Here is a 22796-nt window from a genome sequence, read left to right on the forward strand (position 1 = left end):
CGACACGGGCACGTCACGGGGCGACATGGCGATGCCACGGGTCGACACGGCACGTCACGGGACGACATGGCGACGCTACGGGTCGACACGGCACGGCACGGGGCGACATGGCGACGCTACGGGTCGACACGGCACGGCACGGGGCGACACCGGGGCGGGTTGGGCGGGGCGGGCTGGGGGCTCTGGGCGGGTGTTTTCAGGTGACCGGTACGTCCCTGCGGCGGAAGCCGGCCAGGCCCACCGCGGCCAGGACCACCGACACGCCCACCAGCCACACCAGCGGGGTCGCGGCCATCGCGGCGCCGGGCAGCTTCGGCAGGTGGGTGAACGGCGAGATGTCGAGCATCCACTGGTCCAGCCCCACCGCCGACCCGACCAGGCTGAGCAGCAGGCACATCGCCAGCGCCGCCCATGCCACCGCCGCATACCTGGGCAGCAGGCCGAACAGCAGCACTGCCACCGTGGCGAGGACCCACACCGCCGGCAGCTGGACCAGCGCGCCGCCCAGCAGGCTCGGCAGCTCCGCGCCGACGTCGCGGGTGTTCAGGCCGTGCGTCAGGCCCGCCGCCGCCCCGCCCGCGGCCAGCGCGGCGGCCGGGCCCAGCAGCGAGAACGCCAGGTGCGAGCCCACCCAGTGCAACCGGCCGACCGCGGTGCCCAGGACCGGTTCCACCCGGCCGCCGACCTCCTCGGCGCGGGCCCGGAGCATCGCCTGGATCGCGTACGCGCCGGCGATGATCCCGAGGATGCCCAGAATCCCGGCCAGGTAGCTGTTCATCAGACCGGTCGCGCCACCCATGCGCAGGAACACGTCGCGCAGCTCCTGGTTGTCGCCGACCAGGTCGCCCACGCCCTCGGCCAGGTACCCGAGCACCACGCCCAGCGCCGCGAAGCCACCCACCCAGCCCGCGAGCAGGCCGCGGTGCAGGCGCCAGGCCAGCGCGAGCGGGGAGCGGAGCGCGGCCGAGCCCTCCGCGGGACCGGGGCGGGGTGGCAGCAGACCGGCACCCACGTCGCGGCGGGCGGACAGCGCCACCGCGGCCGGCGCCAGCAACACCGACCCGACGACGACGAGCAGCACGGGCCACATCGCGTCGTCGCCGTACGGCCGGATCCGCTGCGCCCAGCCGATCGGGGACAGCCAGGTCAGCCACGTCAGCGGACCGTCGGACATGCCGCTGATGTCGCCCACGACGCGAAGCACGTAGGCCACGCCCAGGGTCGTCACCGCGATCCCGCGAGCGCTTCCCGCGGCGCTCGTCAGCTGGGCGGCCACCGCACCGACGCCGGCGAAGATCCAGCCGCTCGCGGCCAGCTCCAGGCCGAAGGCCAGCGAACCCGCACCGGGCAGGTCCTGACCGACCATCCCGCCCGCCAGGACCAAGGCCAGCACCAGGTTGGCCGCGCACGTGGCGACCAGCGCGGCCGCGAGCGGCGCGTGCCGGCCGAGGACCGCCGAGCCGAGGAGCTCGCGGCGGCCGGTGTCCTCCTCGGTGCGGGTGTGGCGGATGACGGTCAGGATGCTGACCAGGCCGACGACCACCGGCAGGAAGCCGGCCCGCCAGGCCACCAGCTCGCCGAGGCTCGAGCCGAAAAGCGGGCCGTACAGGGCGACGAAACCCGCGTTGTGCGCGCTGGTCGTGGCATAGCCGGCGCGGCCGGCGGCGTCGGGGAACAGCTCGTCGATCGTGGCCACATAGGACAGTGGGACGACGCCGAGCAGCACGACCCACAGCGGCATCAGCACCCGGTCACGCCGCAGGATCAGCCGGACGAGCTTGCCCGTCCCGGCGAGGGTGCCCAGCGACCTCGACTCGCTCGCAAGCCCGCTCATCACACGGCCTCCACCGGGCGGTCCCGGCCGCGGTCGTAGTGGCGCAGGAACAGCTCCTCCAGCGTCGGCGGCTGGCTGAGGAGACTGCGCACACCCGCTCCGGTGAGCCGGTGCAGTGCCGCGTCGAGCGTGTCCGTGTCGACGTCGAAGCGGACCCGGGTGCCGTCCGCGTGCAGGTCGTGCACGCCGGGCAGGTCCGCGAGGCCGTCGGCCGGGCTGGCGAGCTCGGCCTGGATGGTGGTGCGGGTCAGATGGCGCAGGTCGGCGAGCGTGCCGGTCTCGACCGCGCGGCCGTCACGGATGATCGTGAGCCGGTCGCAGAGCGCCTCGACCTCGGCGAGGACGTGGCTGGACAGCAACACGGTCCGGTCACCTCGGCGCTTCTCCTCCTGGACGGCCTCGCGGAACACCTCCTCCATCAGCGGGTCCAGGCCCGAGGTCGGCTCGTCGAGCAGCAGCAGCTCCACATCGGACGCGAGCGCGGCGACGAGCGCGACCTTCTGCCGGTTGCCCTTCGAGTAGGCGCGGCCCTTCTTGCGGGGGTCGAGGTCGAAGCGCTCCAGCAGGTCGGCGCGGCGCCGCTTGTCGAGCCCGCCGCGCAGCCGGCCGAGCAGGTCGATGACCTCGCCGCCGGACAGGTTGGGCCACAGGGTCACGTCGCCGGGCACGTACGCGAGCCTGCGGTGCAGCTCGGTGGCGTCGGTCCACGGGTCGCCGTCGAGCAGGCGGACCGTGCCCGCGTCGGCGCGCATCATGCCCAGCAGGACCCGGATCGTCGTGGACTTTCCCGCGCCGTTCGGGCCGAGAAAGCCGTGCACCTCACCGGTGCGCACGCCGAGGTCGAGGCCGTCCAGCGCCCGGGTCGGGCCGAACGTCTTGACCAGTCCGGTCGCCGAGATGGCGTCCGTCATCGTGGTTCTCCCCTTTCGATCTTGGCGAGCCCGGCCCGCAACGTCGCGGCCTCCTCCGGGCTGAGCAGCGGGTGCGAATAGATGTCGAGCAGCGTGTGCGACAGCAGCCGGTCGCCCTCCGGGCTGGCGAGGTCGACCCCCATGGCCCGGGACAGGTGCGGGTAGAGGATCGGGATGCCGAGCGCCATCGCGGTGACCACCGCCGCCCGACTCTTTCTGTCTACTGTGGACGGATTGGCTTGGTTCGCGTCGTAGGTCGCGAGCCACTCCTCCGTCATCCCGACCATCTCGTCGAACAGCTTCCCGGCGGCCCCCTCGGCCAGCGCACGCGCGATGTAGCGCTGGTACGGCACCATCGCGGCCCGCGACGCGGCGACGTGGTCGTGCACGTCGCCGCTGCGCATGTCTGCCAGGACCTGCTCGTTGAGCCGGCGGATCGTGCGGACCAGCCACTCGTCGCAGGCGTCACGCAGTGCCTGCTTCGAGCCGAAGTGGTGGCGCACCAACCCCGACGAGACACCAGCGGTCTCCGCGATGCCGCGGATCGTGGCGCGCTCGAAGCCGTGCTCGGCGACGTGCCGCATGGCCGCGTCCCTGATCCGGGCGCGTGCGGTCAGGTCCTCGGGGTCCGGCGCGGTCGCCATCCGCCCTATCCGGCCGTATCGCTGACTACTCGGATGGGCAGGAGGCTACACCGGCGTATAGCCTCCGCCGGCCGGCGCCACCGATCCCTACGCGTTCGTTACGGCAGCGTGTCGAGGTGCCGCTCGAGGGCGTCCAGGCGGCCGCGCCAGTGCTCGCGGTACGGGGCGAGCCACTCGTCGACCTCGGCCAAGGGGTCGGCGCGCAGCCGGTACAGGCGGCGCTGGGCGTCCTGCCGGACGGCCACCAGCCCCGCCTCGCGCAGGAGTCTCAGGTGCTTGGACACCGTCGGCTGGGCCAGCGGCAGGTGCTCCAGCAGCTCGCCGGCCGCACGTTCGCCGTCGCGCAGGAGGTCGAGGATCCGGCGGCGGTTCGGCTCGGCGAGGACCTCGAAAACCGACGGCTCAGCGGCGCGCATCGGCGTCGCCCAGTGTCGCGGCGAGGCGGTCGAGACCGGTCTGCCAGCCCTCCCGCAAGGCCGACGCCGTCTCGGGGCCGTCGACGATGTTGGTGAAGGCCAGCCGGCACGTCTCGCCCTCGGCGGTGAGCTCGAAGCGGAGGATCTCACCGGCCCAGGTGTACTCGAGCAAGGCAGGTGGATCGTAGCCGGTGACCTCGCCGCGGCCGTCGGGAAAGCCCGCGGCGGCGAACGTCAGGGGCGCTCCGGGCGCGAAGTCCAGGCGGGACCGGTCGTAGTCGATGATCTCGACGAACCAGGCGCGGAGCTGGTCGGGCTCGGTGATGGCGCGCCAGACCTTCTCGCGCGAGTGCCTCAGGTGACGTTCGAAGCGCAGCGCCACGCGTCCGTCGGGCAGGGTTTCCGCGGTCTCCGGCACGACCACTCCATTCCTCGAAGGCAATATTTCCGGCTGACGATACATAACACCGAAATCTTGTCACGATCGGACAGTCGCACCTGGTGACCTTGTCACCTCATGAAAAACCAGTCGGTTTGTTGCGTTCTGGTGACACATTTCGGCTCGCTGGGTCGATAAGCCGATTGCCACCCCTCGACGGCGCGTGGTGGCGGCGAGGAGTTGTGCGTATGACGGTCGAGTACCGGCTCGATGCGGGTGTCTTGCCCAGGAGGCTCGCCGACGTCCTCCGACCGGAGCTGGCGAGCCTCGCCACCGAGATAGTCGACGAGATCCGGGCGAAGATCCCCGCCTACGCGCGGCCGCTGGACGGCCCGTACGGCAAGTCGATCCGCGCGGGTGTGCAGCACGCAACGAGCCTGTTCATCGAGCAGATCGCGAACCCGGACACATCGGCGCAGAAGTGCTACGAGGTGCACCACAAGCTCGGCCAGAACGAGATGCGCGAGGGGCGTTCGCTCGACGACCTGCAGGCCGCGTACCGGGTCGGCGCGCGGGTGTCGTGGCGGCGGATGATGCGGGTCGGCAAGCGCAACGGGCTGTCGTCGACGGTGATGTCGCAGCTGGCCGACGCCGTGTTCGCGTACATGGACAAGCTCGCCTCGGTGGCGCTGGACGGCTACCTGGAGGCGAAGGCCACCTCGGCCGGCGCGTTGGAGACGTGGCGGCGGCGGCTGCTCGGGATGATCCTGCAGACCCCGCCCGCGCCCACCGCGGCGATCGGCGAGCTCGCCCAGCTGATCGGCTGGACGGTACCGGACAAGGCGTCGCCGGTCGCGGTGCAGGCACTGCCCGGGACCGGGCACAACCAGCGGAAGCCGACGCTTGACGCGGACGTGCTCGCCGACCTCGACGGCATCGAGCCGCGGCTGCTGGTGCCCGGCGAGGTCACCGACGGGCGGCTGGCGCGGATCAAGGCGGCGCTGCCGCAGTGCCGGATCTCGGTGGGCCCCTCGGTACGCCTCGACGCGTTGCCGCAAGCGTTGCGCTGGGCGCGGAAGGCGTTGACCCTGGCCCAGCACGGGATCATCTCCGACGGGCTGGTGATCCGCTGCGAGCAGCACCTGTCGACGGTGCTGGTGCATTCCGACGACCGGCTGCTGGCCACCCTGCGGGACCGGCTGCTGGCGCCGCTGTCCGGGCTGACCGTCAAGCAGCGGGAGCGGATGCTGGAGACGTTGCGCGCGTGGCTGGACACCCAGGCGAGCGTGCCGGACATGGCCGCACAGCTCGGGGTGCACCCGCAGACCGTGCGGTACCGGATGCGGCAGCTCGAGCTGTCGCTCGGCGACCTGCTGCACGACCCGCGGCAGCGGTTCGAGCTGGAGCTGGTGCTGCGGGCCACCCCGGCCAGGCCGGCGGCCAAGCGCCGCCCTGCCGAAGTCGGGGTAACGCTGCCGGCTCCCCGCCCCCGGCCGTAGCCGCGGTTGGTCAACCGACGACCACGGCGTGCCAGCGCTCGTAGGCGCGAGCGCACGACGGTATCGCTACGGTTGCCCGGTGATCATCTGGTTCAGCAGGTAGCCGGCCAGGTAGACCCCCGGATCACCGTCATTGACCAAGCCGAGGCAACCGCTGACGTTGATCACATGCAGCGCCGCCACACCGGCCGGCAACGGTCCCTCCCCCCCGACCCGCCAGTCGCCGGTGTCATTGTCAAAGGTGAACGGGACGTTGCCGACCAGGTCGAACTCGCAGACGGTCATCGAGATGTGCAGGCCGAAGTGACCGATATAGCCGGTCGTCTCGGGTACGCCGGATACTCCTTCGGCGTACTGGTCGTACGTGGAGCCGATGATGTCGTAGGGCGGCTCGTTCACGGTCGCCGTGACGTCACCGAGCGGGCCGCCGGTGCAGTTACTGAATCCCAGCGTCTCGACGGTGCCGAGCGGGTTGGTCACCCCGGGCCCGCTCGTGAACGTGCCCGACATCGCGGAGTCGCAGGTCATGAGGAAGCTGGCCGCGACTCCGAACTGGACGGGGCCGGACACCGAATACGGTCCGCCAGGGACGACGGTCCAGCTGCTCGGTTCGAACGGATCGGCCGCCGCTGGGCTGGTGGCGACCACAACCATGGCGACGGCAACCACGCCGATGCCAATAACATGTCGCACCCGTTTGCGCAATGCCATCACTACCTCCGTTGTGACGACGCGGTGCGGCGCGCGCCGCCAGCGGCCACACGTTCGGGCCGTGAACGGCGCCGCCCGTTCACGGCCCCCGCAGTCACGTCATCCCACGACCGCCGCATGCCAGCGGTCGGCGAGTTGCTGGCCCTCGGTCGGGGCGAAGGCGGCCGGGGAGAGGAATCCGCCGAGGTAGGTTGTCGGGGCATTCAGCACCAGGCTGTTGTTGCCGGCCGGCGACGGCAGCCCTACTTTGAGGTTGACCGCCAGATCGAGCAGGCCGGCAAGGCCGCAGCCGTTGGCGCCAGGTACCGCGAAGGAGTCGTCGCGCTGGCCGGTTCCGGTGACCTTGACGTAGCCCATGTCCCCGTCCGGGTCGAGCGTCCCGTCCTGGTCGAACGCGACGATGCTGCCCTGCGGTACGGACAGGTTCGCCGGGTGCAGCACGATGGGATCGGAGTTCGAGCCGACGTAGCAGTTCGACCCGAGGAACGGGTTCCGCAGGTGGATCTTCACTGGCAAGGTCAGGATCGGCACCCCGGCGCTGAGACCCGCTGCGAGGTTGAACTCCGACGGGTCGCCCGCCGGCTCCAGCGTCCCGGTCACCGCGTTCAGGTCTCCGTCGACGAGCCCCGCGCAGATCTCGGAGACCAGCGGAATGTTGCTCGGGCACATCAGCCCGAGCAGGCCCCCCGGAATCTGGACCGGAGCAGCCAGCACCGCCCCGCCGGACGGCGCGATGATCGAGAACGTGCCGCGGTCGTTGAGTAACCCGAACTGCAGGTCGCTGGCTCCGGTCGTCGCGGTGGTGTTGCCGAGGGTGATCGAACCGCTGGCCGAGGCCGACGCCAGGCACAGCGCCGACGTGTCCACCCCGTCCGCTGCGAGCATCGCCGGATCGTCGACCGGGCAACGACTCAGCGGTGCCCACGCGCCGTTCAACGTCGGCGGCGCCGACGTGTCCGCGACCGCGACCGGCGCCGCTACCGCCGTTGCGGCACCGGCTGCCAGTGCGATCGCCGTGGCCCACAGCCCGCGGACCGCTCTCGAGGATCCAAGACCGAACATCGACACCTCTCCCAACGATCGGCGCGCATGGCGTGGCTTGAAACAGCCAGCCACCCATGACAACGTTCATTACCCGACAAGCTGACGAAATGGCTGATGCTTACTGCTTACCGGTCAGTAGGCTACCGATGATCGTGGTTATGACGCAAGGGCCACGGAAGGCGCCACCTCGGCGATTGTTGTCACTGGCTCCCGAAGCTCTCCACCGAGTTTGTCAGAATTCGACAGAAGACCGCCGCCATGCGATCACCGCACACGTCGCGAATGACCGACTCGGCCCACGGGAATCGTCGACTCGTGAGGAGGGAACGGTGGTCAGCGTTGCGGCTCCAGCACTTTGACCGGCGGGCAGTCCGTCGGCTGGCCACCGATTTGCGGGCACGGCGCACCCTGCGTCATCTTGACGTAGTTACCCGGCCCCGAAACCATTCCGGTGAACAGGAGGTCCAGGTTCTCGCCGGTGACGCCACGGCATCCGGAGAATGGCGGAATCGTGCTCATACCGTCCTGCGGACCGCCGTCCGGAACCGTGTACTCGTCGGGATCGCGGGTACTCTGCGTCGCGGAGTGCCCGTGCAGCTCCACCGCCAGATCGTCCTCGGGCCGGCATGCCGGGCCAACATCGAAGGAAATTCCGTTGATGGCGACATCGTAAATACGAGCCGACATCGTTCCCAACGAGGTCACCACGAGCGGGAACGCGTTCTTCGTGGGATCTTGTCGATCTTGATAACGGAAGCTGCGGCTGACGACGTGCGCGTATGCCGTCTCGGTCAGTTTCATCGTGGCCGTGACCGGCATGAATCCGAACGCCAGGAAGGTAGCCCTGGCCGCGGGGATATCGAGGGTCGCGCTGGAAATCGTGTCGATGGCAAATCTGCAGAAAGCTTCGTCCGTGTCCGGACACTCCGGACTTCCCGCCGGGTACACCACGAGCCTGTCACCAAGCGAGATATGCAGGTTGGGCTCGTCGGGGCCGACCCCGAGCAGAACCGAGCCGTGCAACTTCGCGACATTCGAGTAGCCGGCCATGTAGGCACAGTTCGGAGCCGCGGTGGGCGAGTTCTTGAAGTCGAAGCACCCGGGTGGCGGTTCGCCGCCGGCACGCGGCCGGGACGCGCCCGGCGGGCTCGATCCATCCGGCGGCGGGCCGACCTCGATGCCGCCGTCCGGTGTCGAGGTCGGCGGGCCGGATGTCGAGGGAAGGTCGGCATCCGGCACGGCAATGGTGGCCAGCCGGCCGTCCTGGCCAGGGTCGAGCCGGCACGCCACGGACAGCCCGGCCGGGTCGGTGGCCGAGCCGTCCGCCTGGTACATGGACAGGTCGAGGACGAGGGCGCCGGCGGTCAACGTGACATCGCCAGGTGCGCTGACGGTCACCGGCGCAACCGCGCCGGACGCGGCGAGCACCAAGTCGTCCGTGTCGGGGACAGGCGCGGCGAGCACGTCGAGTCCCGACCACGCGACGGTGGCCGCGTCGGCGCCCTGAGACACCTCGGTGGTGAGCTCCGCGGTGCCGGCGACCGTCGCCGCGTGCAACGCGGCGAAGTCGGCAAGCGCGGCGTTCGGCGCGGTCACCGTCGCCGTCACATCGGTTGGCTGAATCGGCTCGCCCACCGCGGCCGTGTCCGGAACTGTGGCCGCGACCCGCACGCCGACCGGCCACGCACCGGCCGGGAACGCGCAGGTGTAGGCGAGCTCCCTGGCCTGCGCGCCGACCGCGGGCCCCGCGCCCACCGCCGTCACGGCCAAGGCCACAGCCGAGCCGAGGGCGGCCGCGATGAGCGCGCCGCGGGGCCGGCCACCCGCCTGGCCCGTCACCGGCGACACCCCGGTGGAAGATCTCCGTGGCTCATCTCATCCTCCGCGCCATGCTCCCGGCACCGGACATCAGCACGACAGCACTCACCCGAGGACAATGTCCGGCTGAGCTTTGGTCATACCCGCGCAAACCCCCGGGTTGCCCGGCCGGGTACTCGTCCCGGCCGGGCGAACGCCAGGTGCGCGCCGGATCGTGTCCTGTCGCGCTACACCTGACCGGTGATCGTGGTATGCGGACTCACTGTGTAGTCGCCGTCGTAGGTCAGCACGTCGGTCTCATTGACCAGACCGAGGCAGTTGATGTTGATCGGGTGGAGCGGCTCCACGCCTGCGGGAAGCTGAGCGGCGGGGTCCACCCGCAGTTCCGAGGTGGCGTTGTCGAAGAAACCTGGCGCGTTGCCGACCACGTCGAACGCGCAGTTGTCCATCGAGACGTGGACGTTGACCGGTCCGATGTAGCCGACCGTCTCGTTCACGGTTGCCATGTCGTCGAAGGTGTAGCCGTTGATGTCGTACGGCAGGTCGTTCGGCGTCGCGGTGACGGCGCCGAGCGGGCCGCTGCAGTTGTGGAAGTTCAATGTCTTGACGTCACCGAGAGGGTTGGTCACCCCGGGCCCAATCTTGAGGTCGCCGGTGGCCGTCGACGCGGCGCCGTCAGCGTCGGTCGTGCAGGTGAAGCTGACGCCGACGGTGACGTCGGCCAACTCGGTGAAGCCCGTCGTCGCCGTGTACGGCCCACCCGGGTCGATCGTCCAGCTGCTCGGCTCGAACGGGTCCGCCGACGCCGAGGTGGCGGCAAGCCCGACCGCCGCGACGGCGGCCGCTCCGGTGACAATAATGCGCGCTACGCGTCTGCTCATTGCGATAAACCTTCCCTCGCTATTAGAACGGACATTCTTCGTAGGTTCGAGATCCGGCCTCACACCGAATATTACCCCCGAGTAACACGTGAGACAATAAACTCTCCGTAGTAAATCAAGATTTCGTCACGAGACCATTTCATGATAAGCGGATGACAAATTCCGCGAGCGAGTTTGTCATCGCGGGATGAACCTGCGCGACATCCGGTCATCGCGGCTCCAGGCCGGTGATGACCCACCGGTCCCCGTCGCGTTCCGCGACGACCGACAGCTGGGCCGCGGCCGCGCTGCTGGCGTCCTGGTCGGCGCGGGTGGCGGACTGGTCGAGGAAGACGAGCAGCGTCGCGCGATCGCCGTCGAGCACCTGCACGGCGGCGCTGACCACCCGGGTGGTGAGCACCAGCTTCTGAGCCGGCGCGAGCTCACGCACCTGGGCGAACAGCTTGTCGTAGGTGTCGCGCGCGGCGCCGCGGAGCACCTCGGCGGCGGCCTGCTCGGTGACCTCCGTGCGGTCGTAGGAGTAGGAGAAGATCCGGTTGAGAGCCGACGAGACGGCCGCGCTCACCTCGGCGGTGCGGCCGGTGTTCACGAGCGCCTCGTTGCTCGCGGCCGGCGACGAGCTCAGCTCACCGGCCCGCAGCAGGAACCACCCGCCGAGGCCGGCGACCAGCACGGCCACGGCGACCAGCACGACCACCAGCCGCCGGACCCCGAACCACTCCCTCGGCGCGGCGTCGGCCGGCGGGTCCTCCGGCGGCTCCTCGAGATCGCCGACATCGCCGACCTCGTCGGACCCGAGGTCCTCGATCTGTGCGGTCATGGTGGTCTCCTCAGCGGGTGCCAAGCGGCACCTGGTCGAGGGCGGACAGCAGCCAGCCGTGGTCGGAGCGGGTGAGCCCGGCAACGAACCGGTTGCGCTTGGTGGCCGGCGCGCCGGCGTTGACGGTGGTGGCGATCTCCACCGACACCAGCAGCTTCGCCGTGCCGGCCCGGGTGTCCAGCTCGCTCACCGCGGCGTCCAGCACCCGGCCGGTGGCCACCGAGCCCCCGTCCCGCAGGGTCTGCCGGGTCTGCTCGTCGGTGGCCGCGAGCTCGTCGTGCAGCGCGCCGGTGGACACGTCGAGCCAGCGCTGGATCCCACCGTCCACATCGGACGAGTCGAGGGTGGTCAGCAGGGTGACGTGCGCGCGGCCCGCGGCCAGCACCTCGTCGCGGGCCTGGGCGTACCCGAGCGACTCGTCGCCGCTCGCCCGCCACCACGTCCAGCCGGCCCAGCCGGCGAAGGCCACCGCGAGCACCACCAGCAGCACGGCCAGGCGCAGCGGCCACGGGTTGGCGCTGGCCGGCGACCCGGTGTCGGGCCCGGCGTCCAGCTCGGTGTCGGGCTCGGTGTCGGGCTCGGTCTCCGGCTCGGTGACGGTCACTTCGTCAGCCACAACAGCTCCTCCAGGTTGCCGGCCGCGGGCAGGTCGGGCGCGCCGAGCGGGCCGGGCATGCTGACCCCGCCGCCCGGGATCGCCGGGTCCGGCACGCCACCCTTCGGCGCGTTCTGCGAGCCACGCACGAGCCGGGGGTCGCCCGGCGGCAGCGGGCAGGCCGCCTTGGTGTTGAGCGGAAGCGGCGCGGTGTCCGTGCCCGGGCGGAACACGGTGGAGTCGTAGAAGCACGGCGGCGGGTCGTTGAACGTCAGCGCGAGCGACAGGTTGCCGCCGTCCGGGGTGATCGACGTCGACGTGGCGGCGACGGCCTTGGGCACCATCACGAACAGCTGCTCCATGCCGTCGGTGCGCATCTCGAAGATGTCCGCCGTGGTCAGCAGGTTCGCGAGCAGCACGGCCAGGCCCGGGTTGGTGTCCGACAGCAGCCGGGACAGCTGGGTCGCGGCCGCCGGCGCGGCGCCGATCAGCTCCCGCAGGTCGCCGTCCGCGTCGGCCAGCTCGGTGGCGAACAGCTTGGCGTTGCTGGCGAACGAGCGCCACGCCTGCGACGAGTCCAGCTGGGTCTGCAGCACGACGGCGCCGTCCTCGATCAGCGTGACGGTCTGCGGCAGGTGCTCGGCGGCGGACTGGGTGAACGAGATCGACGAGTCGAGCAGCACCTGCAGGTGCGGGCCGGTGTCGCGCATCGCGGTGTACAGCTCGTCGACGACCGTGCGCAGCGACTCGGTGGGCACCGAGGTGTTGAACGCGGACAGGTCGCCGAGCAGGTCGGTCACCGGCGGCGGCACGGTCGTCTGCGACCGCGGGATCACCGCGCCGTCGGTGAGGAACGGCCCCTGGTCGGTGCGCGGCTGCAGGTCGACGTACTGCTCGCCGATCGCGGACCGGTTGGCCACCACGGCCTTCGAGTCCACCGGGATCGGCGGCGCGGCGTCCTCCAGGTGCAGGTCGGCCTCCATGCCGTCGTCGGTCAGCCGCAGCTCACCGACCCGGCCGACGGCCACCCCACGGTAGGTCACCTCGCTGTTGGTGAAGATCCCGCCGCCGTCGTCGAGCTGCAGCCGCACGGTGTAGGAGTCGTTGCCGAACAGGCGGTCCACGCCCGCGTAGTTGGCACCGACGAACGCGACGACGGTCAGTGCGAGCACGACGAACACGGACACCTGGATGCGGACGGCACGGGTGAGCATCAGCGACCCCCACTCGTGGTCTGGCCGGTCGGCGGCAGGGGCAGCGGGGGCAGCGGCTGGGTGAAGTCCTCCGTCGGTTTCACCGTGACGAAGATGTTGAGGTAGTCGCCCTTGGCCGCGTCCAGCACCGGGTCGGTGAACGGGAACGTCGGCAGGATCTCCAGCGCCTGCGGGAGACTCTGGCCCGCGTCGGCCAACCGGTTGAGCACCGGGGCCAGCGCCTCGAGGTCGGCCACCATGTCGTCGCGGCTGCGGTCGATCGTGTCGACCGCGACGTCGGAGAGCGTGTCCAGCGACTGCAGCATGGTGACCAGCGCGCTGCGTTGCTCGGACAGCGACCGCAGGCCCGGGGTGAGGTCGGTGAGCGCGCCCTTGATCTGGTCCTGGCGGCCGGCGAGCGTGGTGGACAGCTGGTTCAGCCCGTCCAGCGCGGCGGTGATGTCGCCGCGGTGGTTGTCCAGGTGGGTCACCAGCTCGTCCACATTGGACAGGAAGGCTTTGATCTCCGGCTCGTTGCCGGTGAGCACGTCGGACAGCTCGCGGTTGATCGTCTGCAGCTGGCCGATGCCGCCCCCGTTGAGCAGCAGCGACAGCGCGCCGAAGACCTCCTCGACCTCGGTGTGCCGGTTGGTCCGGTCGGCGGTGATCGTTGCGCCGTCGGCGAGCTTGTCCGCCGACGGCGCCGGGGTCTGCGTGCCGGGGGCGGCCAGCTCGACGAACTTCTCCCCCAGCAGACTCGACTGGCGCAGGCTCGCGACCGCGTCGGCCGGCAGGTCGACGTCGCCGTTGACCGCGAGCAGGACCTCGGCGGTCCACCCGTCCGGGCCGCCGAGCCCGATCGACTCGACCCGGCCGACCACGACGTCGTTGACCTTCACCGCGGCCTGCGGCACCAGGTCGAGCACGTCGGCGAACTGCACGGTGACCCGGTACGGGTGGTCGCCGAGGTCCGCGCCGCCGGGCAGCGGCATGTCGTAGATCCCGTTGGTGCCCACGACCGAGCAACCGGTCGCGGCCAGCGCGAACGCGGCGGCGGCGAGGGCGCGGCGGATCCTCATCGGCCACCTCCGACCGTGCCGCTCGACAGGGGCACCGGCAGCGGCGGCAGGTCGGCGCCCTGCCCGCTGGCGAAGTACTCGAGAAGGTTGGTGCGGCCCTGCAGGGTCTGCGACTCCGGGTCGAACGCCTGGACGACGTTGGTCACCGCGAGCGGCGCGACGTCGAGCGCCTCGGCCACCGACGCCCGGTTGTCCACGAGCAGCTGGGTGGTCCGCGCCAGCTTGTCCACATTGGACTTGATGGCGGCCCGGTTGTCCTTGATGAAGCCCTGGATGTCGGCGAGCGCGGTGCCCAGTGTGGACAGTGCGGTGGACAGCTCGTCCCGGTCGGCGGCGAGCGTGCGCCACACCTGGTCGAGCTGGGTGTTGACGCTCAGCACCTGCCGGTCGTTGCCGGCGAGCATGGTGGTGAACTTCTGCAGCTCGTCGACCGTGGCGAACAGGTCGTCGGCCGAGCCGGACAGGGTGCGCGCGGCCTCGGCGAAGTTGCGCACGCTCTCGTTGAACGCCGCGCCGTTGCCGCGCAGGTTGGCGGCACCCGTGTCGAGGAGCTCGGACAGCGCGCCCTTGGAGTTCGCCCCGTTCGGGCCGAGCGCGGACACCAGCGTGTCCAGGCTCGCGTACAGCTCGTCGAGCTCGATCGGGGTGGCGGTGCGCGACTCGGGGATCACCGCGCCGTCCGCGATCTGCGGACCACCCCGCGCCAGGTCGACGAGCTGCACGTACCGGTCGGACACGACGCTCGGCGCGATCACCACGGCCTTGGTGTCCTCGGCATCTCGACGTCCCGGTCGAGGGTAAACACGACCTCGACCCGCTCGCCGCGCGGGGTCACCGACTCGACCGCGCCGACCCGCACGCCGAGCACCTGCACGTCCGAGCCGGCGTAGACGCCGACCGCGCGGTCGAAGTAGGCGGTGACCCGCTTGGCGCCGTCGCCGCCGAAGATCCACCACAGGGCGCCCGCGGTGACCAGCGCGAGCACCGCGACCGTCACGACGGTCCTGGTGGCGATCCGCCGGGCCTTCACTTGGCACCGCGCGGTGGGATGCAGTTCGTGCGGTTCTCGACGACCACGCCGCACAGGTAGTTGTCGATCCAGCGACCGCTGCCGGTGGCGTTGTTGACCAGCCGGAAGTACGGGCCGGCAAGCTTGAGGCTCGCGTCGAGGTTGTCGGTGTACTGCTGCAGGATCCCGGTCACGGTGTCCAGCTGGGCCAGCGCGGGGCCGAGCTGGCGCTGGTTGTCCGCCACCAGCCCGGAGAGCTGGGTGGCCAGGTCGGTGGTGCCCACGAGCAGGTCGTGGATGGCGTCGCGGCGGTTGGCGAGCTCGGTGAGCAGCAGGTTGCCGTCGTTGATGAGCTTGTCGAACTCGTCGTTGGTGCCGGCGAGCGTGCTGGTGACCTGCCGGGTGTTGGCCAGCAGCGCGGCGAGCTGGTCGTCGCGCGAGGAGATCGTCTTGGACAGCGCGGTCAGCCCGTCGAGCGCGGTGCGCACGTGCTGCGGCGAGTCTGCGAACGTGTCGGAGATCGTCCGGAAGCTGTCCGCCAGCTGCGCGGTGTCGATGGAGCCCGCGGTGTCGGCGAGGCCCTCGAACGCCTGGGTGACGTCGTACGGGGTGACCGTGCGGTCCATCGGGATCGGCCGGTCGGGGTCGAGGGTGGTCCGGCCCGTCGGGTACAGCGCGAGGAACTTGCGGCCCAGCAACGTCTTCAGCTTGATGGCCGCGGTCGTGGCGTCGCCGAGCCACGCGTCGCCGACCCGGAAGGTCACCAGGACGCGGTCCTCGGCGAGCTCGACGTCGGTGACCTCGCCGACCTTGATGCCGGCGACCCGCACCTCGTCGTCCGGCCGCAGGCCCGCGGCCTCGCTGAACTCGGCCTGGTACTTCGTGCCACCGCCGATCACCGGCAGGTCCGCGTAGAAGAACACGAGCGTGGCGAGCGCGGCGAGGACCAGCGTGCCGACCACGCCGAGCACCGCGGGGTTGCGCTCCTTGAACGACTTCATGCCGTGCACCTCTTGTCGGGGGCGATGACACCCTGCGGCGGGTCGGTCTGCAGGGTCGCCTCGCAGAGGAAGAAGTTGAGCCACGAGCCGTAGTCCGCCGTGCGGCCGATGGCGTTGAACTTGTCCGGCAGCACGGTGAGGAACTGGGCGAGGTCCTCGCTCCCGGTGACGAGGTTCGCGGACAGCCGGCCGAGGCCGGCGATGCTGTCCTTGAGCGCGGGCCGGGCCTGCTCGAACAGGCCCGCGGTGGCGCCGGTGAGGTCGGCGATGCCCTCGATCGCGTCGCCGATCGCGGTCCGGTCCCCGGCCAGGCCCGAGACGAGCCGCTGCAGCGTGCCGACCAAGGTGGACAGCGCGTCGCCCTGACCGTTGATCGTGCCGAGCACGGCGTTGAGGTTGTCGACGACCTCACCGATCACCCGGTCGCGGTCGGCGAGCGTGGCGGTGAGCGAGCCGGTGTGCGCCAGCAGGCTGTCGACCGTGCCGCCCTCGCCCTGCAGGACCTGCACGATCTCCCCGGAGAGCTTGTTCACCTCGTCCGGGGAAAGCGCCTGGAACAGCGGCTTGAACCCGTTGAACAGGTCGGTGAGATCCAGCGCGGGGGTGGTCCGCTCGAGCGGGATCTCGCCGCCCTCCGCCAGCCGGTCGGCGGTGGACGTGGGGCCGCGTTCGAGCGCGATGTAACGCTGGCCGACCATGTTGCGGTACTTGATCGTCGCGGTCACGTCCTCGGGCAGCCGCATCGACCGGTCGACGGCGAACGTCACCCGTGCGAGGTGTCCGTCCACGATGGACAGCTCGTCGACCTGGCCGACCCGCACGCCGGACACCCGGACGTCGTCGCCCGGGTTGAGCGAGGTGACGTCGGTGAACCGGGCCGTGTAGCTCGCGGTGTCGCCGAGGCCGGTGTTGCTGATCGACACCGCGAGGATGGCCGTGGCGAGCCCGGTGACCACGACGAAGACCAGGGCCTTGACGAGCGGCCCGATGAGCTTCCTCATCGCAGCGTCACCTCCGTCCCGCGGTAGAGCGGGCCGACCAGCACACTGCTCCAGCCGGGCACGTCACCCGGCGCGAGCCCGGTCGGCGGCGCGACGAGGGTGGCGATGAGCTCACGTTCCTGCGGAGAGTTCGGCAGGCCGAGGTCACCGCCCGCACCGGGCAGCAGCGGGTGGCCGGTGCTGCCGGTGGCCGCGGCGACCACGCCGACGGTCGGCGCGACCCCGCTCGGGTAGCAGCGCGGGCCGCCGGTCGCGTCGTAGACCGGTTCGTCCACGCCCGGCACGTACTTGCCGCGGGACTCGGTGACCGTGGCCTCGAGGTGCAGGCCGGGCTTGTGGGTCCCGGCGCCGAGGACCTTGTCCATCGACGGCTTCAGGTCGGCCATCGCCTTGAGCGTGCAGGGGAAGCTCGGCGAGTAGCGGGCGGCGACCTCCAGCGGCGCCCGGCTCGACGCGGCCAGCCGGATGATGTTCTCCTTGTTGTTGCGCAGGAAGATCGTGACGTCCTGGCCGGACGCGGTGACCTGCGCGTAGAGGTCGGTCAGCTCGGCCCGCTCGTCGGCGACCGTGTTCAGCGTGGTGGTCGACTCGGTGAGCGAGTCGAGCAGGTCCGGCGCGATGTCCCCGTAGAGCTCGCTGACGTCGGCGAGGTCGCGCAGGTCGTCGGTGAGCTGGGGCAGGTTGGGGTTGAACTCCTCGAGATAGGCCGCGGTGTCGACCATCGCCTCGCCGATCCGCTTGCCACGGCCTTCCAGCGCGGTCGAGATCGCGGTGAGCGTGGTGGCGAGCTTGTGCGGCTGCACCGCCTTGAGCACCGGCAGCAGGTCGTCGAACACCCGCTCCAGCTCGATGGCGTTCTTCGACCGGTCCTGGCTGATCGTGTCGCCGGGCTCCAGCGGGTCCGCCGTCGTCTCGTCCGGTATGGACAGTTGGACATAGCGCTCGCCGAAAAGGGTCTTGGGGACCAGCAGGGCGGTGACGTCCTTGGGGAGCCGGGACACCTTGTCGGGGTCGAGCGCGAGCCGGATGGCCGCGCCCTGCTGGGTGCCGTGCACCTCCCGCACGTCGCCGACCACCACGCCGCGGGCCTTGACCTCGGAGGAGTCGTTGAGCTGGTTGCCGATCCGGTCGGTGCGCAGCGTCACGAGCACGACGTCGGTGAACTTCTCCTGGTACACCTGCACGGCGAACGTCGCCAGCAGCGCCATCACCACCAGGAACACCACGCCCGCGGTACGCCGAACCCACTTCCGGCCGATCACGACGAACCCTCGCAGGCTCGGTGTCGCCGCTGTGCCAGCGACTCGCTCGCAAGCTCACTCATCCGGCTCATCCGGCCACCTGCACCGTCGTCGTCGCGCCCCAGATCGCGAGGCTCAGGAACAGGTCGATCACGTTGATCGCGACGATCGAGGTCCGCACCGACCGTCCTACCGCGACACCCACGCCGGCCGGGCCGCCGGTGGCGCGGAAGCCGTAGTAGCAGTGCGCGAGTACCACGACCACGCTGAACACCAGCACCTTGCCGAACGAGTACAGGACGTCGATCGGCGGTAGGAACAGGTGGAAGTAGTGGTCGTAGGTACCGGCCGACTGGCCGAAGAACCAGACGGTGACCTGCCGCGAGGCGATGTAGGAGGTCAGCAGCCCGATCGCGTACAGCGGGATGATCGCCACGAACCCGGCGATGATCCGGGTGGTCACGAGGTAGGGGATGCTCGGCACGCCCATCACCTCGAGCGCGTCGATCTCCTCGGAGATCCGCATCGCGCCGAGCTGCGCGGTGAACCCGCAGCCGACGGTCGCCGACAGCGCGATCCCGGCGACCAGCGGGGCGATCTCGCGGGTGTTGAAGTAGGCCGAGATGAACCCGGCGAGCGCGGCCGTGCCGACCTGGTTGAGCGCCGAGTATCCCTGGATGCCGACGACCGAGCCGGTGAACGCGGTCAACCCGACCATCACGCCGATGGTGCCGCCGATGACCGCGAGCGCACCGGAACCGAAGCTCACCTCGGCAAGCAGCCGGACGATCTCCTTGCCGTAGCGGGTGATCGCGCGCGGGACCCAGAGGATCGCGCGGACGAAGAAGAAGATCTGGTCGCCCAGGACGTCGAGGAAGGTGAACCGGCGGCCGACCGACTCGACGACGCGTTGCTGGATCCTGGGTCTTTCCGTCTCTCTGTCGCTGAGGATCGTCATGTCATGCCCCCTTCGGCGGCACGACTTGGAGGTACAGCGCCGTGATGATCAGGTTCAGCATGAACAGCAGCAGGAACGTGATCACCACCGACTGGTTCACCGCGTCGCCGACGCCCTTCGGCCCTCGGCCGGGGTTGAGTCCGCGGTAGGCGGCCACGACGCCGGCGACGAAGCCGAAGATCACCGCCTTGATCTCGCTGATCCACAGGTCCGGCAGCTGGGCGAGGGCGGAGAAGCTCGCCAGGTACGCGCCGGGGGTGCCGCCCTGCATCACGACGTTGAAGAAGTAGCCGCCGAGGACGCCGACCACGGAGACCAGCCCGTTGAGGAACGCGGCGACCCCCATCGCGGCGAGCACCCGCGGCACGATCAGCCGCTGCACCGGGTTGACGCCGAGGACCTCCATGGCGTCGATCTCCTCGCGGATGGTGCGCGAGCCGAGGTCGGCGCACATGGCCGAGCCACCGGCGCCGGCGATCAGCAGCGCGGTCACCACGGGGCTCGCCTGCTGGATGATCGCGAGGACGCTGGCCGCGCCGGTGAACGACTGGGCGCCGATCTGGGTGGTCAGCGAGCCGAGGTGCAGCGCGATGACCGCGCCGAACGGGATGGCGACGAGGGCCGCGGGAAGCAGCGACACGCTGGCGATGAACCAGAACTGCCCGATGAACTCGCGGAACTGGAACGGCCGCCGGAAGGTGAGCCGGATGACGTCGAGACCGAGCGCGTAGAGCCGGCCGGTCTGCCGCATGGCCTCGGCGATCATCCGACGGCCCCGGATCTCGGGTGGCGCACGGCCTTCATCGGACCGCTCCGTAGCGGATGCGGTCCGTCGCGTCGAGGCTGGCCACGATGCTGTGCTGGGCGGCGGGCGGCAGGGTGTGGATGATGCGCATGACCCGGTCCTTGCGCCGGCGCACCGCCCCCCGGTACGGGAGCCCCGGGGTGGGTTCGAGCTGCGGCGGAACGCCACGGATCTCGTCGGCGCCCTGGTCGAAGCCTGCCGCCAGCTCGGCGGCCATGGTGGCCTCGTCCTTCTCCTCCGACATACCGATCGGGCCGATGCGGCTGCCGTTGACGAACTGCTTGACCACCGGCTCCTCGCTGGTGAGCAGCACCTCGCGCGGGCCGAACATGACCAGCTGGCGGCGGAACAGCATGCCGATGTTGTCCGGCACCGTGCGGGCGACGTTGATGTTGTGCGTGACCACGAGGATCGTCGCGTCGATCTGCGCGTTCAGGTCGACCAGCAGCTGCGAGATGTAGGCCGTGCGCACCGGGTCCAGGCCCGAGTCCGGCTCGTCGACCAGGATGATCTCCGGGTCCAGCACGAGCGCCCTGGCGAGGCCCGCGCGCTTGCGCATGCCACCGGAGATCTCGCCGGGGAGCTTGCGCTCTTCGCCTGCCAGGCCGACCATGTCCATCTTCGCCAGGACGATCCGGCGGATGTCCGGCTCGCTCTTCTTCGTGTGCTCGCGCAGCGGGAAGGCGATGTTGTCGTAGAGGTTCATCGAGCCGAACAACGCGCCGTCCTGGAACAGGACGCCGAACAGCTTCCGAATGTCGTAAAGTTTGTGCTCCGAACAGCGGACCAGATCGGTACCATTGATGGTGATTCGACCCGTGTTCGGTTTCAGGAGACCGATGAGACATTTGAGGAACACGGACTTGCCGGTACCGGACGGGCCGAGCAGGACGCTGACCTCACCGGCAGGGAGGGTCAACGTGACGTCCTGCCAGATTTGTTGGCGCCCGAAGGACTTGCTCAGCCCTTCCACGGCGACCTCTACGCCCAAGTCCGCACCTCCGCCGGTCCTACGCAGGCGCAATTACGATGTGACCCGGAATGATCGTCACATCGCATTGAACGTCGGCGTTTATTACCGCCGAGTAGGTTAACGTCGGGGTATTTCGGTGGCAAGAACCACCGGGCGACGGCCGAATTCTTGGTATCCGGCGACAGTTCTCGCACCGGGTTTTGTCACGATGTGCACAAGTTCTACTTCGGCGCCCGACCGGTCCCGATGAGCGTCGTGGCGTTGAACGTGTCGACGCCGCGCTCGGCGAGCAGCGTGGTGAACCGGGCCCGTACCCGCTCGACGGTGGCGTCGTCGAGGCCCATCAGGAGGGCACGCATCGCGGCACCCATGACGATCGCCCAGGCGGTGCCTGGGGCGAGCGGCACCCGGTGCGGGACCTCGGTGACCTCGACGTCCGCGAGCCCGCGGTCCGCGAGCCAGCGCGCGAGGGTCTCCGGCGTCCCGATCCGGTCCGTCGGCGGGCCGGACCCCTCGGGCGGCTCGCCGGCCCCTTCGAGGCGCATGGCGTCGACGAGGATCTCGGGCACGGGCTTGACGGCGGAGCGCTCCCGGGTCGTGGCGGCGAACCGGCCGCCGGGGCGGAGCAGGCTCACGAGGTGGGTACCGCCGATCTCCATGTCCGGGAAGAAGAAGACACCGAACACGCACTGGACAATGTCGTAACCACCGTCGTAACCACCGTCGACGCCGGGCCAGGTGCGGATCAGTGCGCGAAGTGGCGGGTCCCCGTGAGGTAGACCGTCGCGCCGGCGGCCTCCGCGGCCGCGATCACCTCGGTGTCCCGCACGGAGCCGCCGGGCTGGACGATCGCCTTCACACCCGCGTCGAACAGCAGCTGCGGGCCGTCGGGGAAGGGGAAGAACGCGTCCGACGCGGCCACCGAGCCCGTCACCCGGTCACCGGCCCGCGCGACGGCCAGGCGAGCGGCGTCGACCCGGTTGACCTGACCCATGCCCACGCCGACCGTGGCGCCGCCGGAGGCGAGGACGATCGCGTTGGACTTCACCGCCCGGCACGTACGCCACGCGAAAGCCAGGTCGGCCATCGTCACGTCGTCGACCGGGGTGCCGGTCGCGAGCGTCCACTTCGCCGGGTCGTCGCCCTCGGCGTCGATCACGTCCCTGGTCTGCATCAGCAGGCCGCCGGACACCGCGCGGATCTCCGCGCCGCCCCGGCGCGGCTCCTGCGCCACCAGGATACGGATGTTCTTCTTGCGCGACAGCACATCCACCGCACCGTCGGAATAGGACGGCGCGACGATCACCTCGGTGAAGACCTCCGCCACCTGCTCGGCCATGTCCACGGTGACCTCGCGGTTCGACGCGATCACCCCGCCGAACGCGCTCAGCGGGTCACACGCGTGCGCACGGCGGTGCGCGTCCGCGACCGCGCCGATACCGTCCACAGTGGACACCGCGATGCCGCACGGGTTGGCGTGCTTGATGATCGCGACACAGGGCGCCTCGTGGTCGAACGCGGCGCGCCACGCGGCATCGGCGTCGACGTAGTTGTTGTACGACATCTCCTTGCCGTGCACCTGTTCCGCGGTCGCCAGGCCGGCCCCACCGTGGCTGGACACGTACAGTGCCGCCTTCTGGTGCGGGTTCTCCCCGTAGCGCAGGACGTTGCGCCGCTCCCAGCTCGCGCCGACCCAGCTCGGGAACACGTCCGCCTCGGGCGCGAGCACGCTGCCCATCCACGACGCCACCGCGATGTCGTAGGACGCCGTGTGCCGGTAGGCGGCCACCGCCAGCGCGCGCCGGTCCGCCAGCGTGAAGCCGCCCTCGCGGACCTGGGACAGCGCCCAGTCGTAGCGCGAAGGATCGACGACGACCGCGACCGAGGCGTGGTTCTTGGCCGCCGCGCGGACCATCGCCGGGCCGCCGATGTCGATCTGCTCGACGCAGTTGTCGGGCGCCGCGCCCGAGGCGACGGTCCGCTC

General features: G+C 70.4%; 22 protein-coding genes and 1 pseudogene. 1 reads left to right on the forward strand and 22 read right to left on the reverse strand.

Going from position 1 to position 22796, the window contains the following annotated elements; all coding sequences use genetic code 11:
* Positions 1-196: 196 nt before the first annotated feature.
* The 5 genes from GEV28_RS31290 to GEV28_RS31310 all read right to left on the reverse strand — a co-directional run bounded on the left by GEV28_RS31290 (position 197) and on the right by GEV28_RS31310 (position 4223).
* Positions 197-1834, reverse strand: a complete 1638-nt coding sequence (locus GEV28_RS31290; protein ID WP_291416059.1) for an ABC transporter permease — start codon at positions 1832-1834, stop codon at positions 197-199.
* The gene (locus GEV28_RS31295) at positions 1834-2745 is read right to left on the reverse strand and encodes an ABC transporter ATP-binding protein (protein WP_291416060.1); all 912 of its coding nucleotides are present in this window, start codon (positions 2743-2745) and stop codon (positions 1834-1836) included. The genes GEV28_RS31290 and GEV28_RS31295 overlap by 1 nt, the downstream gene beginning before the upstream one ends.
* Positions 2742-3389 (reverse strand): TetR/AcrR family transcriptional regulator, encoded by a 648-nt coding sequence (locus GEV28_RS31300; RefSeq protein WP_291416061.1) that lies wholly within the window; start codon positions 3387-3389, stop codon positions 2742-2744. The genes GEV28_RS31295 and GEV28_RS31300 overlap by 4 nt, the downstream gene beginning before the upstream one ends.
* Before the next feature lie 98 nt (positions 3390-3487).
* Complete coding sequence (locus tag GEV28_RS31305) at positions 3488-3805, reverse strand: helix-turn-helix transcriptional regulator (protein WP_291416062.1); 318 nt, start codon at positions 3803-3805, stop codon at positions 3488-3490.
* The gene (locus GEV28_RS31310; protein ID WP_291416063.1) at positions 3792-4223 is read right to left on the reverse strand and encodes an SRPBCC domain-containing protein; all 432 of its coding nucleotides are present in this window, start codon (positions 4221-4223) and stop codon (positions 3792-3794) included. Before GEV28_RS31310 ends, GEV28_RS31305 begins: the two co-directional genes overlap by 14 nt.
* A gap of 209 nt (positions 4224-4432) precedes the next feature.
* On the opposite strand from GEV28_RS31310, the gene GEV28_RS31315 reads away from it, so the two are divergent.
* The gene (locus tag GEV28_RS31315) at positions 4433-5683 is read left to right on the forward strand and encodes a CdaR family transcriptional regulator (RefSeq protein WP_291416064.1); all 1251 of its coding nucleotides are present in this window, start codon (positions 4433-4435) and stop codon (positions 5681-5683) included.
* 66 nt (positions 5684-5749) lie between these two features.
* Here the strand turns inward: GEV28_RS31315 and GEV28_RS31320 are convergent, their stop codons facing one another.
* The 17 genes and pseudogenes from GEV28_RS31320 to purH form a co-directional block, all read right to left on the reverse strand.
* On the reverse strand, positions 5750-6394 hold the full coding sequence (locus GEV28_RS31320) for a hypothetical protein (RefSeq protein ID WP_291416065.1): 645 nt from the start codon (positions 6392-6394) through the stop codon (positions 5750-5752).
* Positions 6395-6493: 99 nt separating this feature from the next.
* Positions 6494-7279 (reverse strand): hypothetical protein, encoded by a 786-nt coding sequence (locus GEV28_RS31325; RefSeq protein ID WP_291416066.1) that lies wholly within the window; start codon positions 7277-7279, stop codon positions 6494-6496.
* Positions 7280-7771: 492 nt separating this feature from the next.
* Positions 7772-9286 (reverse strand): DUF6801 domain-containing protein, encoded by a 1515-nt coding sequence (locus tag GEV28_RS31330; protein ID WP_367115235.1) that lies wholly within the window; start codon positions 9284-9286, stop codon positions 7772-7774.
* Between the two features lie 197 nt (positions 9287-9483).
* A complete protein-coding gene (locus tag GEV28_RS31335) occupies positions 9484-10200 on the reverse strand; it encodes a hypothetical protein (protein WP_291416068.1) in 717 nt (238 codons plus the stop codon).
* Positions 10201-10345: 145 nt separating this feature from the next.
* Complete coding sequence (locus GEV28_RS31340; protein WP_291416069.1) at positions 10346-10957, reverse strand: hypothetical protein; 612 nt, start codon at positions 10955-10957, stop codon at positions 10346-10348.
* Positions 10958-10967: 10 nt separating this feature from the next.
* Positions 10968-11573, reverse strand: a complete 606-nt coding sequence (locus tag GEV28_RS31345) for a hypothetical protein (RefSeq protein WP_291416070.1) — start codon at positions 11571-11573, stop codon at positions 10968-10970.
* Entirely contained in the window at positions 11558-12766 is a 1209-nt protein-coding gene (locus GEV28_RS31350) for an MlaD family protein (protein ID WP_291416071.1), read from the reverse strand. The genes GEV28_RS31345 and GEV28_RS31350 overlap by 16 nt, the downstream gene beginning before the upstream one ends.
* Positions 12766-13824, reverse strand: a complete 1059-nt coding sequence (locus GEV28_RS31355) for an MCE family protein (protein ID WP_291416072.1) — start codon at positions 13822-13824, stop codon at positions 12766-12768. Before GEV28_RS31355 ends, GEV28_RS31350 begins: the two co-directional genes overlap by 1 nt.
* Positions 13821-14854, reverse strand: a pseudogene (locus GEV28_RS31360) (MCE family protein). Before GEV28_RS31360 ends, GEV28_RS31355 begins: the two are co-directional and overlap by 4 nt.
* Positions 14851-15834, reverse strand: a complete 984-nt coding sequence (locus tag GEV28_RS31365; RefSeq protein ID WP_291416073.1) for an MCE family protein — start codon at positions 15832-15834, stop codon at positions 14851-14853. The pseudogene GEV28_RS31360 and the gene GEV28_RS31365 overlap by 4 nt, the downstream one beginning before the upstream one ends.
* A complete protein-coding gene (locus GEV28_RS31370; protein WP_291416074.1) occupies positions 15831-16835 on the reverse strand; it encodes an MCE family protein in 1005 nt (334 codons plus the stop codon). The genes GEV28_RS31365 and GEV28_RS31370 overlap by 4 nt, the downstream gene beginning before the upstream one ends.
* On the reverse strand, positions 16832-18094 hold the full coding sequence (locus GEV28_RS31375) for an MCE family protein (protein ID WP_291416080.1): 1263 nt from the start codon (positions 18092-18094) through the stop codon (positions 16832-16834). The genes GEV28_RS31370 and GEV28_RS31375 overlap by 4 nt, the downstream gene beginning before the upstream one ends.
* Positions 18095-18164: 70 nt before the next feature.
* Positions 18165-19034: an ABC transporter permease gene (locus GEV28_RS31380; RefSeq protein WP_291416075.1), complete on the reverse strand. Its 870-nt coding sequence runs from the start codon at positions 19032-19034 to the stop codon at positions 18165-18167.
* 1 nt (position 19035) lies between these two features.
* A complete protein-coding gene (locus GEV28_RS31385) occupies positions 19036-19800 on the reverse strand; it encodes an ABC transporter permease (RefSeq protein ID WP_291416076.1) in 765 nt (254 codons plus the stop codon).
* Positions 19801-19834: 34 nt separating this feature from the next.
* Positions 19835-20830, reverse strand: coding sequence for an ABC transporter ATP-binding protein (locus GEV28_RS31390; protein WP_291416077.1), 996 nt, complete (start codon positions 20828-20830; stop codon positions 19835-19837).
* A gap of 203 nt (positions 20831-21033) precedes the next feature.
* Positions 21034-21498, reverse strand: coding sequence for a hypothetical protein (locus tag GEV28_RS31395; protein ID WP_291416078.1), 465 nt, complete (start codon positions 21496-21498; stop codon positions 21034-21036).
* Positions 21499-21557: 59 nt separating this feature from the next.
* On the reverse strand, positions 21558-22796 hold a 1239-nt coding region (purH, locus tag GEV28_RS31400; protein ID WP_291416079.1), incomplete at its 5' end, for a bifunctional phosphoribosylaminoimidazolecarboxamide formyltransferase/IMP cyclohydrolase.

Origin of the sequence: Actinophytocola sp. (assembly GCF_009379765.1) — a bacterium.
Lineage (GTDB): Bacteria > Actinomycetota > Actinomycetes > Mycobacteriales > Pseudonocardiaceae > Actinophytocola.

Coding starts and splice junctions, on each gene's coding strand:
- GEV28_RS31355 (WP_291416072.1), bottom strand. CDS start 13,824: ATGAGGATCCGCCGCGCCCTCGCCGCCGCCGCGTTCGCGCTGGCCGCG.
- GEV28_RS31315 (WP_291416064.1), top strand. CDS start 4,433: ATGACGGTCGAGTACCGGCTCGATGCGGGTGTCTTGCCCAGGAGGCTC.
- GEV28_RS31300 (WP_291416061.1), bottom strand. CDS start 3,389: ATGGCGACCGCGCCGGACCCCGAGGACCTGACCGCACGCGCCCGGATC.
- GEV28_RS31290 (WP_291416059.1), bottom strand. CDS start 1,834: ATGAGCGGGCTTGCGAGCGAGTCGAGGTCGCTGGGCACCCTCGCCGGG.
- GEV28_RS31305 (WP_291416062.1), bottom strand. CDS start 3,805: ATGCGCGCCGCTGAGCCGTCGGTTTTCGAGGTCCTCGCCGAGCCGAAC.
- GEV28_RS31380 (WP_291416075.1), bottom strand. CDS start 19,034: ATGACGATCCTCAGCGACAGAGAGACGGAAAGACCCAGGATCCAGCAA.
- GEV28_RS31370 (WP_291416074.1), bottom strand. CDS start 16,835: ATGAGGAAGCTCATCGGGCCGCTCGTCAAGGCCCTGGTCTTCGTCGTG.
- GEV28_RS31340 (WP_291416069.1), bottom strand. CDS start 10,957: ATGACCGCACAGATCGAGGACCTCGGGTCCGACGAGGTCGGCGATGTC.
- GEV28_RS31350 (WP_291416071.1), bottom strand. CDS start 12,766: ATGCTCACCCGTGCCGTCCGCATCCAGGTGTCCGTGTTCGTCGTGCTC.
- GEV28_RS31365 (WP_291416073.1), bottom strand. CDS start 15,834: ATGAAGTCGTTCAAGGAGCGCAACCCCGCGGTGCTCGGCGTGGTCGGC.
- GEV28_RS31325 (WP_291416066.1), bottom strand. CDS start 7,279: ATGCTCGCAGCGGACGGGGTGGACACGTCGGCGCTGTGCCTGGCGTCG.
- GEV28_RS31295 (WP_291416060.1), bottom strand. CDS start 2,745: ATGACGGACGCCATCTCGGCGACCGGACTGGTCAAGACGTTCGGCCCG.
- GEV28_RS31320 (WP_291416065.1), bottom strand. CDS start 6,394: ATGGCATTGCGCAAACGGGTGCGACATGTTATTGGCATCGGCGTGGTT.
- GEV28_RS31385 (WP_291416076.1), bottom strand. CDS start 19,800: ATGATCGCCGAGGCCATGCGGCAGACCGGCCGGCTCTACGCGCTCGGT.